Annotated in this window: 11 protein-coding genes; 3 read left to right on the top strand and 8 right to left on the bottom strand. The window is 54.2% G+C overall.

Features of this window, described 5'->3' with window-relative positions:
- Positions 1-697 precede the first annotated feature (697 nt).
- From yfaE to ubiG, 4 genes are all read right to left on the bottom strand, one after another.
- Complete coding sequence (gene yfaE, locus WH279_RS20055) at positions 698-952, bottom strand: class I ribonucleotide reductase maintenance protein YfaE (protein ID WP_339458162.1); 255 nt, start codon at positions 950-952, stop codon at positions 698-700.
- A 1-nt stretch (position 953) separates the two neighbouring features.
- Positions 954-2,084: a class Ia ribonucleoside-diphosphate reductase subunit beta gene (gene nrdB, locus WH279_RS20050; RefSeq protein ID WP_200642952.1), complete on the bottom strand. Its 1,131-nt coding sequence runs from the start codon at positions 2,082-2,084 to the stop codon at positions 954-956.
- Positions 2,085-2,138: 54 nt separating this feature from the next.
- Entirely contained in the window at positions 2,139-4,424 is a 2,286-nt protein-coding gene (gene nrdA / locus WH279_RS20045; RefSeq protein ID WP_339458161.1) for a class 1a ribonucleoside-diphosphate reductase subunit alpha, read from the bottom strand.
- Between the two features lie 481 nt (positions 4,425-4,905).
- A complete protein-coding gene (gene ubiG, locus WH279_RS20040) occupies positions 4,906-5,640 on the bottom strand; it encodes a bifunctional 2-polyprenyl-6-hydroxyphenol methylase/3-demethylubiquinol 3-O-methyltransferase UbiG (protein ID WP_200642954.1) in 735 nt (244 codons plus the stop codon).
- 191 nt (positions 5,641-5,831) lie between these two features.
- On the opposite strand from ubiG, the gene gyrA reads away from it, so the two are divergent.
- Entirely contained in the window at positions 5,832-8,468 is a 2,637-nt protein-coding gene (gyrA, locus tag WH279_RS20035; RefSeq protein ID WP_339458160.1) for a DNA topoisomerase (ATP-hydrolyzing) subunit A, read from the top strand.
- 67 nt (positions 8,469-8,535) lie between these two features.
- Here gyrA and WH279_RS20030 read toward each other — a convergent pair whose 3' ends face one another.
- Entirely contained in the window at positions 8,536-9,552 is a 1,017-nt protein-coding gene (locus WH279_RS20030; protein WP_339458159.1) for an alpha/beta hydrolase family protein, read from the bottom strand.
- A gap of 76 nt (positions 9,553-9,628) precedes the next feature.
- On the opposite strand from WH279_RS20030, the gene WH279_RS20025 reads away from it, so the two are divergent.
- Together WH279_RS20025 and rcsC are read left to right on the top strand one after the other, a co-directional pair.
- Positions 9,629-10,612 carry a helix-turn-helix domain-containing protein gene (locus WH279_RS20025; protein ID WP_339458158.1) on the top strand — a complete coding sequence of 328 codons (984 nt, stop codon included), beginning with the start codon at positions 9,629-9,631 and terminating at the stop codon, positions 10,610-10,612.
- A 105-nt stretch (positions 10,613-10,717) separates the two neighbouring features.
- Positions 10,718-13,570 (top strand): two-component system sensor histidine kinase RcsC, encoded by a 2,853-nt coding sequence (gene rcsC, locus WH279_RS20020; RefSeq protein WP_339458157.1) that lies wholly within the window; start codon positions 10,718-10,720, stop codon positions 13,568-13,570.
- Between the two features lie 140 nt (positions 13,571-13,710).
- On the opposite strand, the gene rcsB is transcribed toward rcsC, so the two are convergent.
- From rcsB to WH279_RS20005, 3 genes are read right to left on the bottom strand one after another with little or no spacing between them, the layout of a single operon-like run.
- Complete coding sequence (gene rcsB / locus WH279_RS20015; protein ID WP_062742930.1) at positions 13,711-14,358, bottom strand: response regulator transcription factor RcsB; 648 nt, start codon at positions 14,356-14,358, stop codon at positions 13,711-13,713.
- A 1-nt stretch (position 14,359) separates the two neighbouring features.
- A complete protein-coding gene (gene rcsD, locus WH279_RS20010; protein ID WP_339458156.1) occupies positions 14,360-17,020 on the bottom strand; it encodes a phosphotransferase RcsD in 2,661 nt (886 codons plus the stop codon).
- Positions 17,021-17,035: 15 nt separating this feature from the next.
- Positions 17,036-18,190: an MFS transporter gene (locus WH279_RS20005; RefSeq protein ID WP_339458155.1), complete on the bottom strand. Its 1,155-nt coding sequence runs from the start codon at positions 18,188-18,190 to the stop codon at positions 17,036-17,038.
- Between the last annotated feature and the right edge of the window lie 382 nt (positions 18,191-18,572).

The following is an 18,572-nucleotide window of genomic DNA, read 5'->3' as shown; positions in this document are numbered from 1 at the left end:
TGGTGCGGTGACAGTATCAATTATCGGGAATGTGTAGGGGGCGGGCACGCCCGACCCGATGTGGTGCGGTGAAGGCACCGATTATCGGGAATGCGTAGGGGTCGGGCATGCCCGACCCGATGTGGTGCGGTGACAGTATCAATTATCGGGAATGTGTAGGGGGCGGGCACGCCCGACCCGATGTGGTGCGGTGAAGGCACCGATTATCGGGAATGCGTAGGGGTCGGGCATGCCCGACCCGATGTGGTGCGGTGACAGTATCAATTATCGGGAATGTGTAGGGGGCGGGCACGCCCGACCCGATGTGGTGCGGTGAAGGCACCGATTATCGGGAATGCGTAGGGGTCGGGCATGCCCGACCCGATGTGGTGCGGTGACAGTATCAATTATCGGGAATGTGTAGGGGGCGGGCACGCCCGACCCGATGTGGTGCGGTGAAGGCACCGATTATCGGGAATGCGTAGGGGTCGGGCATGCCCGACCCGATGTGGTGCGGTGACAGTATCAATTATCGGGAATGTGTAGGGGGCGGGCACGCCCGACCCGATGTGGTGCGGTGAAGGCACCGATTATCGGGAATGCGTAGGGGTCGGGCACGCCCGACCCGATGTGGTGCGGTGATGGTATCGATTATCAGGAATGCGCAGGGGGCGGGCATGCCCGAGCCGATGTTGATCAAACGCCCCCGATTACCCCATTACAGCGCGATCTCAATATCGCCTTCGGCCTTGCAGCAGCAGGGCAAAATCTCACCCTGTTGCACAAACGCCAACGGCTTGGTGCTGTAGCTGACTTCACCCTTCAGCAGACGTGTGCGGCACGAACCGCAGTAGCCCTCGCGGCACTGATACTCCACGCACACCCGGTGCGACTCCAGTGCGGCAAGCAGGGAAGGGTGTTCATCATGACATTCAAGCTGCGTACCGGTGGTACGCAGTGTAATGCTCGCCATCTTACAGCTCGAAGTCGCTGAGATCGTCAGCGTTCACTTCAGAGTCAATCTGACCGACCAGGTAAGAACTCACTTCCACTTCCTGCGGCGCGACCTGCACGTTATCGGAAACCAGCCAGGAGTTAATCCACGGAATCGGGTTCGAGCGTGTTTTAAACGGCAGATCCAGGCCGACGGCATTCATACGGATATTGGTGATGTACTCAATGTACTGCCACAGAATGTCTTTATTCAGGCCGATCATCGAACCGCCGCTGAACAGATATTCTGCCCACTCTTTCTCCTGCTCGGCTGCCAGCACAAACAGGTCGTAGCACTCCTGGCGGCACTCTTGGGCAATCTCTGCCATTTCCGGATCATCTTCACCGCTGCGCAGCAGGTTCAGCATATGCTGAGTACCGGTCAGGTGCAGGGCTTCATCACGTGCGATCAGCTTGATGATTTTGGCGTTGCCTTCCATCAGTTCACGTTCGGCAAAGGCGAACGAGCAGGCAAAGCTGACGTAGAAGCGGATAGCTTCCAGCGCATTCACGCTCATCAGACAGATATAGAGCTGCTTTTTCAGTGCACGCAGGCTGACGGTGACGGTTTTGCCATTCACTTCATGCGTACCTTCACCCAGCAGATGCCAGTAGCTGGTCATTTCGATCAGATCGTCGTAATAGCCGGAGATATCTTTGGCCCGCGACAGAATCTGCTCGTTAGTGACGATGTCGTCAAACACCAGCGAGGGATCGTTAACGATATTACGAATGATATGGGTGTAAGAACGTGAGTGGATGGTTTCTGAGAATGCCCAGGTTTCAATCCAGGTTTCCAGTTCAGGAATCGAGATCAACGGCAGCAGCGCAACGTTCGGGCTACGTCCCTGAATGGAGTCCAGCAGCGTCTGATATTTCAGGTTGCTGATAAAGATGTGTTTTTCGTGATCCGGCAGTGCCTGATAGTCGATGCGATCGCGTGAGACGTCCACTTCTTCCGGGCGCCAGAAGAAAGAGAGCTGCTTTTCGATCAGTTTTTCAAAGATGTCATACTTCTGCTGGTCGAAACGCGCCACGTTTACCGGCTGGCCGAAGAACATCGGTTCCAGCAGCTGATTGTTTTTATTCTGCGAAAATGTGGTGTAAGCCATGTTTATTCCAGATGCTGTAGGGGCCAGGCAAGCCTGGCCCTGAATGAGGTCGGGTTAGATCTTGCAGGCACCGCTTTCGCAGCCGTCATCCTGAATCGAGGGTACCAGGTCTTCCTGAGTATCTTCTGCACCGTCACGCGTGTTCTGATAGTAAAGCGTTTTCACGCCAAACTTATAGGCAGTCAGCAGGTCTTTCAGCAACTGCTTCATTGGCACCTTACCGTTGGCAAAGCGCGTTGGATCGTAGTTGGTGTTCGATGAAATCGCCTGGTCGATGAATTTCTGCATCAGGCCGACCAGTTGCAGGTAGCCGTCATTGTTTGGCATATCCCACAGCAGCTCGTAGCTGTCTTTCAGACGTTCATACTCCGGGACCACCTGGCGCAGGATACCGTCTTTTGATGCTTTAATACTGATATGGCCGCGCGGTGGTTCAATCCCGTTGGTGGCGTTAGAAATCTGCGAAGAGGTTTCTGACGGCATCAGCGCAGACAGCGTGGAGTTACGCAGGCCGTGCATTTTCACGGATTCACGCAGTGCTTCCCAGTCGAGCAGCAGCGGTGTGTTACAAATCGCATCCAAATCTTTCTTATAGGTGTCGATTGGCAAAATACCCTGAGAATACGTGGTTTCATTGAACCACGGGCAGGCACCCTGTTCGATAGCCAGGTCGTTGGAGGCTTTCAACAGCCAGTACTGGATAGCTTCAAAGGTCTGGTGCGTCAGGACGTTGGCGCTGCCATCGGAGTAGCGCACGCCATTTTTAGCCAGATAGTAGGCGTAGTTGATCACACCAATCCCCAGCGTACGACGGCCCATTGCACCGCGTTTGGCGGCTGGGATGGGGTAATCCTGATAGTCGAGCAGGGCGTCCAGCGCGCGAACCGCCAGCGTGGCCAGTTCTTGCAGGTCATCCAGGCTCTCAATCGCGCCCAGGTTGAATGCGGAGAGCGTACACAGCGCAATTTCGCCGTTTTCGTCGTTCACATCCAGTAGTGGTTTGGTTGGCAACGCAATTTCCAGGCACAGGTTGGACTGGCGAACGGGCGCGATAGCCGGGTCGAACGGGCTGTGAGTATTGCAGTGGTCAACGTTCTGGATGTAGATACGGCCGGTAGAAGCACGTTCCTGCATCATGAGTGAGAACAGATCGACCGCTTTAATACGCTGCTTGCGGATGCTGTCGTCTTGCTCGTATTTGGTGTACAGGCGCTCGAACTCTTCCTGATTCGCAAAGAAGGCATCGTACAGGCCAGGCACGTCAGACGGGCTGAAAAGGGTGATATCTTCGCCCTTCAGCAGGCGCTGATACATCAGTTTGTTGATCTGAACGCCGTAGTCCATATGGCGCACGCGGTTGCCTTCAACACCACGGTTGTTTTTCAGCACCAGCAGGCTTTCGACTTCCAGATGCCACATCGGGTAGAACAGCGTGGCTGCCCCGCCGCGTACACCGCCCTGAGAGCAGGACTTCACCGCGGTCTGGAAATGCTTATAGAACGGGATACAGCCGGTGTGGAAGGCTTCACCGCCACGGATCGGGCTACCCAGCGCACGAATGCGGCCCGCGTTGATACCAATCCCGGCGCGCTGAGAAACATATTTCACAATGGCGCTGGAGGTGGCGTTGATAGAGTCCAGGCTGTCACCACATTCGATCAGCACGCAAGAGCTGAACTGGCGCGTTGGCGTACGCACGCCGGACATGATTGGCGTTGGCAGCGAGATCTTAAAGGTGGAGATCGCATCATAAAAACGCTTCACGTAGTCCAGACGTGTCTCGCGCGGGTAGCCGGAGAACAGGCAGGCCGCGACCAGAATGTACAGGAACTGGGCGCTTTCATAGATCTCTCCGCTAACGCGGTTCTGCACCAGATATTTGCCTTCCAGCTGCTTAACCGCCGCGTAGGAGAAGTTCATATCACGCCAGTGGTCAATAAAGCCGTCCATCAGCTCAAACTCTTCCGCGCTGTAGTCTTCCAGCAGGTGATGGTCATATTTGCCCAAATCAACCATGCGGGTAACCTGGTCAATCAGCTTTGGTGGCTCGAACTGGCCATAAGCTTTTTTGCGCAGGTGGAAGATGGCCAGACGGGCAGCCATGTACTGATAGTCAGGGGCATCTTTAGAAATCAGATCAGCAGCGGACTTGATGACAGTTTCATGGATATCAGAAGTGCGGATACCTTCGTAGAACTGGATGTGGGATCGCAGTTCAACCTGAGAGACGGAGACGTTTTGCAGTCCTTCGGCAGCCCAGTCGAGAACACGGTGGATTTTATCGAGATCGATACGCTCGGTGCGGCCATCGCGTTTGGTTACAAGCAGACTCTGATTCATGTCGCGTTTTACCTGTCCTTAACAAATAGTCCCCACGTTTATGCACAGATTTCTCATTGTGAGTAACTCTGTGGATAAACACTATATATAGGGGGTGAGGGAAATCTTGATAACAATATGGTGAGTATTCTAGTAATTTCCACGTGGTTAACAAGGCTTGATTTTCGCAGCGAATTACGGTTGTGGGGCTGGCATTTTTCCTAAGTCCACGTTTCTCAAGGCCCTGGGTCAATGTCAATGGGTTGAGATTTTTTTTAGAATCTTGATCGAGCGCGGGTTTCTTGTTCAGGTTAAATAATTTGAGCTTTGGGGCGCTGAAAAAGTACGCATAATAAGACGCCTCACGGCCACAAATGGCGTGATGCGATGAGATTAACCTGATCTTGATGACAGGGATAAGAAGAAAACGATCTTATCTCGCGTCAGGTGCTAAGGTAGGCTTATATATCGCACGGGCGGATCGGCATCCGCCCGTATAGCGTCACTCCGCGTCGATAGCGCTGTGCGTATGCACCATATAGTTCACATCAACGCCTGGAGCCAGTTTGAAGTGGTTGGTGATCGGGTTGTAGTGCAGGCCAATGATATGACGTTCGCGCAGGGGCGTTTCATCGACCCAGTTCAGCAGTTCAGCCGGACGGATAAACTTTTTAATGTCGTGTGTACCGCGCGGCACCATACGCAATACGTATTCTGCACCGATGATCGCCATCAGCCAGGATTTGCTGTTGCGGTTAAGCGTAGAGAAGAAGACTTCGCCGCCCGGTTTCACCAGTCGGGCGCAGGCATGGACCACGGAACGCGGATCGGGCACGTGCTCCAGCATCTCCATGCAGGTCACCACATCGTACTGTCCGGCGAACTGCTCAGCGTGCTCTTCCACGGTCTGCTGGACGTAATCAATGGTCACGCCGCTTTCCAGCGCATGTAAGCGGGCAACCTGCAACGGTTCCGCCCCCATATCCAGCCCGGTGACGTTCGCACCTTCACGCGCCATGCTCTCGGCGAGAATACCGCCGCCGCAGCCAACATCCAGCACCTTCTTACCAAACAGGCCATCAGCGTGCTGGGCAATCCAGCCAAGGCGCAGCGGATTAATCCGGTGCAGAGGCTTAAATTCGCCTTCTAAATCCCACCAGCGTGAAGCAACTGCTTCAAATTTAGCGATTTCACCGTGATCAACGTTCTGCGTACCCGCGTTTTGTTCTGATTTCATTGGGTTATTACTCCAGCCAAAGTTTGTCCCATTATACATGTTTACGCGTTGCGATGGGCAGGGGCGCGGGCCGGAGAGGGACAGAATGCAATAAAGCGGCCAAAGCAACGCTTTCCATTCAACACATGGCTGCTTTGTTATATACTTTCGCACCTTTGAATCCGGTAATAATACAGAAGGAAAGCGCCTCCATGAGCGACCTGGCCCGCGAAATTACACCGGTCAATATCGAAGAAGAGTTAAAGAACTCCTATCTGGATTATGCAATGTCGGTCATCGTTGGCCGTGCGCTGCCAGATGTCCGTGATGGCCTGAAGCCGGTTCACCGCCGTGGGGTTTTCGCTATGAACGTCCTCGGTAACGACTGGAACAAAGCTTATAAAAAATCCGCCCGTGTCGTCGGTGACGTCATCGGTAAATATCACCCGCATGGCGACACTGCCGTGTATGACACCATCGTGCGTATGGCGCAGCCGTTCTCGCTGCGTTACATGCTGGTGGATGGTCAGGGCAACTTCGGTTCCGTTGACGGCGACTCCGCTGCTGCGATGCGTTATACCGAAGTTCGCATGTCCAAAATCGCTCACGAATTGCTGGCGGATCTGGAAAAAGACACCGTTGACTTTGTGCCTAACTACGATGGCACAGAGCAGATCCCGGAAGTGATGCCGACCCGCGTTCCCAACCTGCTGGTTAACGGTTCCTCAGGGATTGCCGTCGGGATGGCCACTAACATTCCTCCGCACAACCTGACCGAAGTGATCAACGGCTGCCTGGCCTATATCGACGACGAAAACATTACCGTCGAAGGGCTGATGGAACACATCCCTGGCCCGGATTTCCCAACCGCCGCTATCATCAATGGCCGCCGTGGCATTGAAGAAGCTTATCGCACTGGCCGTGGAAAAATTTACATCCGCGCCCGTGGCGAAGTGGAAGTGGATGCGAAGACCGGCCGTGAAACCATCATCGTGCATGAAATTCCTTATCAGGTGAACAAAGCGCGCCTGATTGAGAAAATTGCCGAGCTGGTAAAAGAAAAACGTCTGGAAGGCATCAGCGCCCTGCGCGATGAGTCTGACAAAGACGGTATGCGCATCGTGATCGAAGTGAAGCGCGATGCCGTTGGCGAAGTGGTTCTGAACAATCTGTATTCCCTGACCCAGCTTCAGACCTCTTTCGGCATCAACATGGTGGCACTGCACCAGGGCCAGCCAAAGATTATGCCGCTGAAGGATATTCTTGAAGCCTTCGTGCGTCACCGTCGTGAAGTGATTACCCGCCGTACCATTTTCGAACTGCGCAAAGCGCGTGACCGTGCTCATATCCTTGAAGCACTGGCCGTTGCGCTGGCGAACATCGATCCGATTATTGAGTTGATCCGCCGTGCTGCTTCTCCTTCTGAAGCGAAAGCGGGGCTGATTGCGCGTCCGTGGGCGCTGGGTAACGTCTCCGCAATGCTGGAACGTGCCGGTGATAATGCAGCGCGCCCTGAGTGGCTGGAAGATGAGTTCGGTATCCGCGATGGTCAGTACTATCTGACTGAGCAGCAGGCTCAGGCGATCCTTGATTTACGCCTGCAGAAACTGACCGGACTTGAGCATGAAAAACTGCTCGACGAGTACAAAGAGCTGCTGGAGCAGATCGCAGAGCTGTTGCGCATTCTGGGCAGTTCCGAGCGTCTGATGGAAGTGATTCGCGAAGAGCTGGAGCTGATCCGCGATCAGTTCGGCGATGAGCGTCGTACCGAAATCACCGCTAACAGCGCCGACATCAACATCGAAGACCTGATCAACCAGGAAGATGTTGTGGTGACCCTGTCGCATCAGGGCTACGTGAAGTATCAGCCATTGACTGATTACGAAGCGCAGCGCCGTGGTGGTAAAGGTAAATCGGCTGCACGCATTAAAGAAGAAGACTTTATCGACCGCCTGCTGGTGGCCAACACCCATGACACCATCCTCTGCTTCTCAAGCCGTGGTCGTCTGTACTGGATGAAGGTTTATCAGCTGCCGGAAGCCAGCCGTGGTGCGCGTGGGCGTCCAATCGTCAACCTGTTACCGCTGGAAGCCAACGAACGTATCACCGCAATCCTGCCGGTGCGTGAGTATGCAGAAGGCTTTAACATCTTTATGGCGACCGCCAGCGGTACCGTGAAGAAAACGGCCCTGAAAGAGTTCAGCCGCCCACGCAGCGCCGGTATCATTGCCGTCAACCTGCGTGACGACGACGAACTGATTGGTGTGTCTCTGACCAACGGTAGCGATGAAGCGATGCTGTTCTCTGCCGCCGGTAAAGTGGTGCGCTTCGCAGAAAGCGCTGTTCGTGCGATGGGTCGTACTGCCTCTGGCGTGCGCGGTATCAAACTGGCAGAAGGCGATCGCGTGGTGTCACTGATTGTACCGCGTGACGATGGTGCCATCCTGACCGTGACACAGAACGGTTATGGTAAGCGTACGGCGAACACCGAGTATCCAACCAAGTCGCGTGCGACGCAGGGTGTGATCTCGATTAAAGTGACCGAACGTAACGGGCCGGTTATTGGTGCGGTACAGGTGGTCGACAGCGATCAGATTATGATGATCACCGATGCCGGTACGCTGGTGCGTACCCGCGTGTCTGAAGTGAGTGTGGTTGGGCGTAATACCCAGGGTGTTATCCTTATCCGTACCGCTGAAGATGAAAACGTGGTGGGTCTGCAACGTGTGGCCGAACCGGTAGCGGAAGATGAACTTGATGCTATCGACGGCAGCGTCGCGGAAGGGGATGACGATATCGCCCCGGAAGTGGAAAGCGACGACGATGCACCTGAGGCCGATGACGAGTAATCGTTAAAGGTCTGATAAAGAAGCCGGTTCACTCTGAACCGGCTTTTTTTTGCCTGAAAAACAGAACCTACTCTGCGGGCCGGGGCGCGAGAAAACCATGGCGTTGCATAAACTGGCTGACGTCGGTCAGGGTTTGCTGGTGAATCGCTTCCCGTTGCGCCGTTGGGGTTTCACAAATAAATGCCTCTCCTTCGTCTGCCAGAATTGCTGCGGCGCTGGGCTGGCAGAGCGGCAGAAAGTCAAAGTGCCCGGCATCTGGCAGTGTTATCAGCGGCAACTTAAGACGATCCACGCCGAGATTCATCTTTCCGGTGGCGCGAATAAAATAGTCTGCGGCGATGGTCAGCAGCGGGATCTTGATAGTATCGAGACTGCTGCGGGTCAGCACGTAGCTCATGCCCGGATCGAGGGCTATCACCCACTTCACTCTCGGATCGCGATAGCTGGCTGCCAGGCGCTGGTCGTCCGTGTTTTCCAGTCTGACGCCATCATGGAAGTAAAACTGGCAGTCTGGCATTTGTGGCATTGTCTGACAGTAGTGGTTCATCTGCTGGCGGTTGGTGCGGGCTCCGGCCAGCGCCAGCACGCTGTATCCGCCTTTAGAGTGGCCAATCGCGCCGATTTTTTCTGCATCAATCGCCTGCTGCCAGCGTGGGGCCTGAAGATAGTGGGTGAGCATAAAAGAGAGATCGGTTATCTGAAGGGTCAGATCGGTTTTTGGACTGGAATCTCCGGTGGTACTGCCGGGATGGTTGGCGGCGATAACGATGGCACCACGTGCTGCCAGAGGAACAGCCAGCCAGCCGAGACTGGCGTTATTACCGCCGCTGCCGTGGCTCAACATAATCAGCGGGAAACGCCCCGGTGCCAGTGGCGCATTAGCGATAGCAGAGAACCCCGAAAAGACGGCGCGTGCTGCCTGTATCTGAGGAGCCTGCTCACTATGGGTGGGATAAAAAATACGCACATTCAACGTACGCGCACGCTGGCTATCAACGATCGTTTCCTGCTGGCTGCCGACGGAATAGCACCACGCGGGGAGACTCAGTACCCATAACATTGTGGAAATAATTAAACGCATCATATTCACTCATCGTGTAGAAAAAGCCTATTATCAGGATATTACAGGCGCCTGGCGTCCTCGATCGCGATAGAGTCCTATGCTGATACCGGTTAATTTCTTGCTCAGTCTGGTGTGTGTGTTGCTGTTGGTGCAGCGCCGTTACACCGGGCACCTGTTTCAACTACTGCTTTGGTTGTGTCTGATGCACAGTCTGATTGCCGGGCTGGCTACCATGCTGCCCGGAGAAAAGGTCTGGCACGGATTGCAACCCATCACGGCGGCGGCACTTCCGCTGATGTGTCGTCTGGCGCTGGCGCAGGCCACCGGGCAGAGCGTACGCGCCTGGCGCAGTGCCCTGGTGGTACTGTTGATGATCGCCTGCGTATTGTGGCTACCACAGGGGATTGACTGGCTGCTGCCCGCTATCTGGCTGGGCTGTGCGGCCCTGATGTTGCTGCGGCTGAAATCGGGCAGCGATGCGCTGCCGGAGGCGGCGCTGAGCGAGAGTGATCTGACACTGCGTGGCTGGCGGCTGCTGGCGTTATTGCTGGTTGCGGTAGCCTTACTGGATATCACCGTGTCCTGGCTGGTGATGTTTGCGGCGGCTGAGGGAACCCCCGGACTGTTATTAGCCGGGAATCTGACCATCGCGGCGGTGATGTCGCTGTTGCTGTTGTTAGGCCGTGTACCTGCCGCACCGCCTGTGATCAAGGTGACGCGGGAGGCCAGTGCAGAGGACCCGGATATTGTGGCCCGCATTGATGCACTGATGCAGGCCGGGCTGTACCGGGAACCTCAGCTGAATCTTGCACGACTGGCGCGCAAAGCCGGGATCCCGACGCGGCAGGTATCCGCTGCGGTGAATGCCCTCTATCAGCAAAGCGTATCTCAGTATGTGAATGGCTGGCGTATCCGTGAGGCGGGAGAGCGCCTGGCGGGCAGCCAGCAGACGGTGATTGAGGTAATGGAGAGCGTCGGTTTCCAGACCAAATCCAACTTTAATCGCGAGTTTCGCCGCATCACAGGTAAAACCCCGTCGGAGTGGCGTAAAGATGCCTGGGAACAGGCTGAAAATCACTGAAATAGCGGCCTGCGGGCGTGCTGATAACTGGCTTTTTTACCATGCTGACGCTACTGTATCGGCAATCATTTTCTTTTGTCCGTTATGGCTGCCAGTGGGTTACGCTTGAAATACCTTGTCTCTTTCCGAACGACGTTAAAGATCTCCCGCTATCTGTTCCGCGCCCTGGCGTTGATGCTGTGGACGCTGGGCGCACTGCTAACCACGTTTTATATCATTAACGTCATACACGAAAGAGAATCGCAGGTACGTCAGGAGTTCAATACCAGCTATGACCAGGCGCAGTGGTATGTGCGTCATTCGGCGGACGTCATGCGTGAGCTGAAGTTTATTGCTGAAAACCGCCTGAACACCGCGACCAGCAGCCCCGATGGATTGAGCGGTGTCTCTGCAGGCAAAGCATCGCCACCCCAGTTCTACCCTCTTTATGCGAATTCCGACTGCAATGCAATGAGCAGTACCTGGCGTAACTCACTGGAACCTCTTAGTTATTTCCTGAATTACTGGAAAGAGAATTTCGCTTCCGCCTATGAGCTGAACCGGGTGTTCTTTATCGGTGGCGAAAGCACCTGCCTGGCGGATTTCGGTCTGGGCACAGCATCCGTCGATCGTGAACGTGCGATGAAATCGCTGCGCGAGCGCATCCTGAAATACCGTAATGGTAACGACGATGAGCGTAAAAACAGCCTGTTCTGGATCTCTCCGGCGGCACAGCCTGGCGTTGGCTATTACTACATGATCACCCCGGTGTATGTGGCCAATAAGGCCGCGGCTCTGCTGGGCATTGAGCAGAGCATCCGTATGGAAGACCTGATCCTGCCGGGTAGCCTGCCGGTAACGGCCACGCTGGTGGATCAGAATAATCAGCGTCTGCTCTCTTCCGCGCGCAATGGCCCGGATTTCTCAGCGGACGACCTGCCCGATGACGCCGCCTGGTTTGGCTATGTTTCCGGCTACAATCAACTGATCATGAAGAAAAGTCTGTCACCATCTTCGCTCAGTATCGTCTACTCGGTGCCGACCAATGTGATGATTGAACGGCTGAAAATTTTGATTATCAACGCCCTGTTGCTGAACCTGATCAGTGCGATAGTACTGTTTACGCTGGCATGGTTGTTTGAACGCAGAATGTTTTTGCCGGCAGAAGATAACGCCCACCGGCTGGAAGAGCACGAGCAGTTTAACCGTAAAATTGTGGCCTCGGCGCCGGTCGGGATCTGCATTTTGCGCACCAGCGATGGCACCAACATCCTCAGTAACGAGCTGGCTCATAATTATCTCACTATGCTGACTCAGGAAGATCGGCTGCGCTTAACCGAGATTATCTGCGGGCAGCAGGTTAACTTTGTCGATGTGCTGACAGGCAGTAATACCAATCTGCAAATCAGCTTTGTCCATTCTCGCTATCGCAATGAGAATGTGGCGATCTGCGTGCTGGTTGACGTCAGCGCCCGCGTCAAAATGGAAGAGTCATTACAGGAGATGGCTCAGGCCGCAGAGCAGGCCAGCCAGTCCAAATCCATGTTCCTGGCAACCGTCAGCCATGAGTTGCGTACGCCGCTGTATGGCATTATCGGCAACCTTGACCTGCTGCAAACAAAATCTCTGCCGCCGGGCGTTGAGTCGCTGGTGACGGCCATGAACAACTCCTCCAGCCTGTTGCTGAAAATCATCAGTGATATTCTCGACTTCTCCAAAATTGAGTCAGAACAGCTGAAAATAGAACCCGCAGAGTTCTCCCCGCGTGAAGTGGTGGCGCATATCACTTCAAACTATCTGGCAATGGTGGTGAAAAAGCGTCTGACGCTGTGGTGCTTTATTGACAGCGATGTGCCAGCCACGCTGGATGGCGATCCGATGCGTTTGCAGCAGGTCATCTCCAACCTGCTGAATAATGCCATTAAGTTTACCCATACTGGCGGGATCATCCTGCAGGTTTACGTCAAAGATGGGTATCTGGCTTTCCGCGTGCGCGACAGCGGCGTGGGGATACCGGCGAAGGAGTTGACGCGTCTGTTTGACCCGTTCTTCCAGGTCGGCAGCGGGGTACAGCGTAACTTCCAGGGAACCGGGCTGGGGCTGGCTATCTGTGAGAAGCTGATCAATATGATGGACGGTGATATTGAGGTCGACTCTGAGCCGGGCATGGGCAGCCAGTTTATTATCCGTATTCCGCTGTATAACAGCCGGGTGATAGCACCAGAGTTGCAGGACGGTCTGCACGATAAACAGTGCTGGCTGGCATTGCGTAATGAGCAACTGGCCACATTCCTGACGCGCCTGCTGGGCGAACACGGTATTCAGGTGCAGCGCTACGAAGGTGAGGCGGCGGCAGATGACGTGATGATTACCGATCATGATTTCGTGCCGGAGCAGAGCGTACGTGCCACTATCCGCTTTGACAGTCGCCACAATGACGGACCACAGCATCTGGGCGCGGGGCAATGGGTTTGTGCGACAACCACGCCGCACGAATTACCTTCACTGCTGGGGCGGATCTACCGGGTGGAAGCGGATCAGCCTGAAGGGGGGCTTGCCGTACTGGCGAAAGAAACGCAAACCGCTACGCATGATGACATCCTGATCCTCGTGGTTGACGATCATCCGATCAACCGTATGCTGCTCTCCGATCAACTCGGATCGCTGGGTTACCGGGTGAAAACGGCGCGCGATGGTCTTGATGCACTAAACGTGATCGGCCGTAACGAGATTGATATCGTGTTGACCGACGTGAATATGCCGAATATGGATGGTTATGGCCTGACACGACGTCTGCGTGAACTGGGGAAAACGTTCCCGGTGGTAGGCGTGACGGCGAATGCGTTAGCGGAAGAGAAACAGCGCTGTATTGATGCGGGAATGGACAACTGTCTGTCTAAACCAGTGACGATGGATACATTACAGCAGGCGTTAACGTTATATGCGCAGCGGGCAAGAGAGAGCAGGGCGAATGATTAAATCATGAAGGTTGCCCGAAACAGAAGGTCAGTCATTGGAATGGATATCGTCGGCTGAAGGGGCTGACCAAAACAGAAGGTCAGCCCCTACATCTGTAGGGGGCGACCCTTTTTCCGGTCGCCCCGTCAGTCTGACTACACTTAATCTTTCACCGGTGACATGCTGACTGATGACAGATAGTTCAGCAGCGCAATATCGTTATCCACACCCAGTTTCATCATGGCTGATTTCTTCTGGCTACTGATCGTCTTGATACTGCGGTTCAGTTTCTTGGCAATTTCGGTGACCAGGAAGCCTTCAGCAAACAGACGCAGCACTTCGCTCTCTTTCGGTGACAGACGTTTGTCGCCGTAACCGCCCGCGCTGATTTTCTCCAGCAGTTTTGCCACGCTGTCCGGCGTATACTTTTTGCCTTTCTGCAATGCGGCCAGAGCCTTAGGCAGGTCGGTTGGTGCACCCTGCTTCAGTACGATGCCTTCGATATCCAGATCCAGAACAGCGCTGAGAATGGCCGGGTTATTGTTCATGGTGAGAACAATGATCGACAGATCAGGATAGTGGCGCTTGATATATTTGATCAGCGTAATGCCATCACCATATTTTTCGCCTGGCATAGACAAATCTGTTACCAGAACGTTGGCATCAAGCTTAGACAAGCTGTTAATTAATGCAGTGGAGTCTTCAAACTCACCGACAACATTGACCCATTCAATTTGTTCGAGCGACTTACGAATGCCGAACAGAACAATGGGGTGATCGTCGGCAATAATGACATTCAGGTTATTCATATTATTGGTTACCTTGCTGCAGCAGGTCATTGACGTAATTGTCAATTTCACTGGTGGTATTTTTGATGTTTGAATCGTCACACTGTTCAATGTGATGTTCTAACGTTTCACAAAGCTGCTTGCCGGGTAATAAATTTAACATGGCAAACACGCCTTTCAGCCGATGCGCAGTCTGAGCAAGCGCAGTAAAGTCCCTGTTTGCGGCCTCATTATACAGTCTCTTGACATCATCGGGTACTGTATCGACGAAAAGCTGGAAGTAACCACTGGCGAAAAGTTGAGCCGTGTTCTGTTGTTCCGTATTTTCGTCACCCAGCTCGTCCTGAGCCAGTTGTTGTTCAATCAACGTCAGCAGTGCATCCTGCATCGCGCTACTGATATTGAAATTGACCCGGTACTGATTGGATGACATCTGGCTGAAACCTGGTTCATCACCTGAGAGCAGTAATGACCAGGGGGTCAAATGCTCAGGTTCATCCGTTACCAGTACATCGTGTTCCTGACCGGAGAAACGTTCGTCTGGCGTAATGCAGTTCGCGCCCCAGTCTTCAAGCTGATGCACGACGATTTTACGCACGTCATCAACGGTAATATCAATCAGGGCGTTGACGCCCTCCAGGAGTTTCTCTTCCTGCGCCAGCTGAGGTTCCAGCGGCGTATGGAGCTGGATACTGTAACGCGTGCCGATATCCGGGCTGGCGCTGATATCCAGGTGGCCGCCCAACTGTTTGCACAGTTGCTTACACAGGAAGAAGGCCATACCCGAGGCTTGGCCATAACGGTCCTGATGAGTCTCACCCAGGTACGGGAAATCAGTATTCGACATTTCGTCAGCCGAAAGACCGGCACCGGTATCAACAATCTCAATCGACAGGCGATCCGGGCGATCGTCCGCTGCACTTACAGATACGCTTACCCGGCCCCACATCGTGGTGGTCACGGCATAGTGCAGCAGCGTGGACAAGATCTTACTGATTGCCCGACGATCGCCAAAACGCGTCTCATCGCTGCTGCGGTGATTGGCAATTATCAGCGTCAGCCCTTTGCGGCGCATGACGGGCAGCAGCTCGCTCACCAGCTCATCCAGCAGGGTTTGCACATTGAAACTGCCTGCATCCGGTGTCCAGTCGAGGGTTTCCAGCTGGTTCAGCAACACAATATCGTCAACCAGACGGCTGAGCGCCTGTGAGGCTTCCAGCGAGGTATCCACCTGTTCATCCGGGTGTGTTGACGCCAGCGCTTGCAGGCTGGTGATCACCCCACTCAGCGGACGCTGCAACGCGTGGCCGAGATTCTGCAATAGCTGCTGACGTGACTGATGATTTTTATCCAGCACCTGCTGCGCTTTTTGCAGCTTTTTGTTCACCAACAACTCACGATCCTGATCGCGCATCATAAACACCTGCGTATGCGGTGAAATCATACTGCGGGCATGACGGATCTCATATACCTCGTTGTTCACAGTGGCCTGCAAAACGCCCTGATGTTGATCGGACATATTGATGATCTTTTGCAGATTGAGATGCGGCAGTAAGTGTTCGGCAATTTTATTGCTGATAAGGGTGCGGTTATTGGCAAAATCATACACCAGCAGCCCCACCGGGAGCGTACTGACGATCTCTTCATTCAACAGGCGCAGCGACTCCAGCTCGGCACTCTGATTTTCACTGGGGCGCAGCGACTGCTGGCGCAGCAGGAAAAGACCTGCCAGTGACATCAGTAGCAGCGCGAGGTTAGCCAGCAGCGGCCACAGCAGATTATGTAAGGTATCTACCACCAGCCCGGTGATCGGGACACGATAGATCAGCTGTAAGGGCGTGCTGGCCAGTGAACCGGCAATTTCGATATTGGGGTTAACCCAACTGATGCGGGTGCTGCTGCTGCTGTCCTGATTATCATCCCCTTCGGCAACTGGGGTGGTATCCTGCTTTAGCTGGAAATTCTCCAGCGGCATATTCAGCGGAATAATGTCGTTCACCGGCAGATCGAAAGCCACCACGGTCGCCAGATGCCCCGGCTGATTGAAGGTGGTGCGCACGGTGAAGTAGTGGTCATTCTGCCAGGTAAAACGGCGCAACGGCGAGAAGCTCTCACGCTCGTCCAGCGCATTAGCCTGTTGCAGCATCTCGGCGCGGCGCGCCTCAACGATATTGCTGATCGCGCTCTCTTTATAGCGTGAGGCCATATCTTTTAACGGCAGGGTAGAGACCAGGATCAGGCTGTTGTCCTGCCCGTTGAGGAAATACATCGACCAGGTGCTGTTCTCGGCACCCCATAAGGTGTCGAGATAGTTGGACATGCGCAGCGTCATATCCAGTGTGCCACTGTCGTGTGAACCAAAAATCAAGGCTTCGGTTTTACGCCGGGTTTTTTCCAGATAGTAGACATCCTGACGCAGACGGGTTTCCTGCAAACTGTTGCCCGCCGTGCCCGCCGCATTGGCCGCCAGGTTTTCATAAATCTGCCAGGTAGCGAAGCGATAGGTATCAACACGCTTTTGCATCGCGTGAGTAATATCGGCCATCGCGTAGCGCTTTTCTGTCAGCCAGGCGTTAACTGCATTGTGGATCATAAATCCTGATGCCAGTACCAGCACCAGAATAAACAGCGCAAAGAAGCGCGTAACATTGCCGGAAGTCAGTGGAAATTTATATGGCAACATGCAGTGAAACCCCGGTTAACGAGTAATCTGTCGGGCGCTGGCAGCAACCACTAACAGCAGCGCCGCAATGCCGCTGAACGCGACGGACAGGCTGGATAATTGAGAAATAAAACCGACCAACGCGGGCCCCGCAAGAATGCCGGCATAACCGATGGTGGTCATCGCCGCAATGGCCAGATTGGCGGGCATCACCTGTTGTTTCCCCGCTGCGCTGAACATAATCGGCACGGCGTTAGAGGCACCAAACCCCACCAGCAGAAAACCGGCCAGCGTCCAGGTGGCATCCGGTACTGCCACTGCCAGCACCAGGCCACCCGCCGCGCATAATGAACCGCAGAATAATGTTGCCGTGCGACCGAACACGTTAACGATGCGGTCGCCAAACAGGCGGCCAATAGTCATGGCAATGGAAAATACTGCGTAACCCAACCCGGCTTGCGAGGCAGGCAGGTCGCGGTTATGGGTCAGAAACAGTGCACCCCAGTCAAGAATGGCACCCTCGGTTAAAAACAGAATAAAACAGAGCACGCCAAGGAACAGCACCCAGCCGCGCGGAACGACAAACAGCGGCGTATCCGGCTGGTGCAGACGCTGGCTGAGCAGGTGCTGCTGGCAGTACAACCACAGTAGCACCAGCAAGACATTGATCATCAGTATCGATACGAGCGGAGAGGCACCGAGCGCCAGCGCAGCGCTGACCAGGCCGGCACCGACAATCCCGCCCGCGCTGAAGAAACCATGAAACCCTGACATCATCGCTTTTTTAGCCGTTTTTTCGACCTCGACGGCCTGGATATTCATGGCAACGTCGATCAGACCGATGGCGGCACCGAAGATCATCAACGCCAGCGCCAGCTCAAAGGGGGTGGAGAGCGTTGCCAGTAGAGGTAAGAACAGCAACAGCAAGAGACTGCCAGCGGCAATCACGCGTTTGCACCCCAGACGACCCACCAGCATCCCGGACAGGGGCATGGCAATCAGCGAGCCTAATCCAAGAAACAATAACAGGGTGCCGAGTGAGCCATCGCTCAGCAGGGCGCGATCTTTCGCATAAGGAACCAGGGGGGCCCAGGAGGCCATGCCGATACCGGCGATTAAAAATACCGCACGCGTGGCACGCTGTGTTGCCAGCGCTTTTGCCTCTGAGGCAGAGTCTTCCAGTATCGTCATTGTATCCATTTTGCCTGTCGCGTAATCAACTCCATTTTTTACCACAATTGTCGCCAGTTAAGAAGCTAAACCCTGCCTGCGAAGGCGATGCCGGGCGGGCTGCAACACAGAAAGACAGGATGGGCAAAGTTAATAACCTGGATAAATAGGGCGATGAATCAGAATTGTCCCTTAAAGCCAAATATTAAGAAGACTCCTGGCTGAGTCTGAGTCACTTTCACTTAACTCAAATTATTGGAAGGGAACATAAAATACCGTTTTTATTATCTCACACGGTGAGTGGGGGGTGGCTTTTTAACCGTGTGATTGCCTTGTGCGTACGGTCACGAATCAACATGAAATTTTCGCGTCATTAACCCCATGTTATTACTTCTGTTCAGCC

Origin of the sequence: Erwinia sp. MYb375, assembly GCF_037479175.1 — a bacterium.
GTDB classification, from domain to species: Bacteria; Pseudomonadota; Gammaproteobacteria; order Enterobacterales; family Enterobacteriaceae; genus Erwinia; species Erwinia rhapontici.
This window is presented reverse-complemented; position numbering and strand designations above follow the sequence as displayed.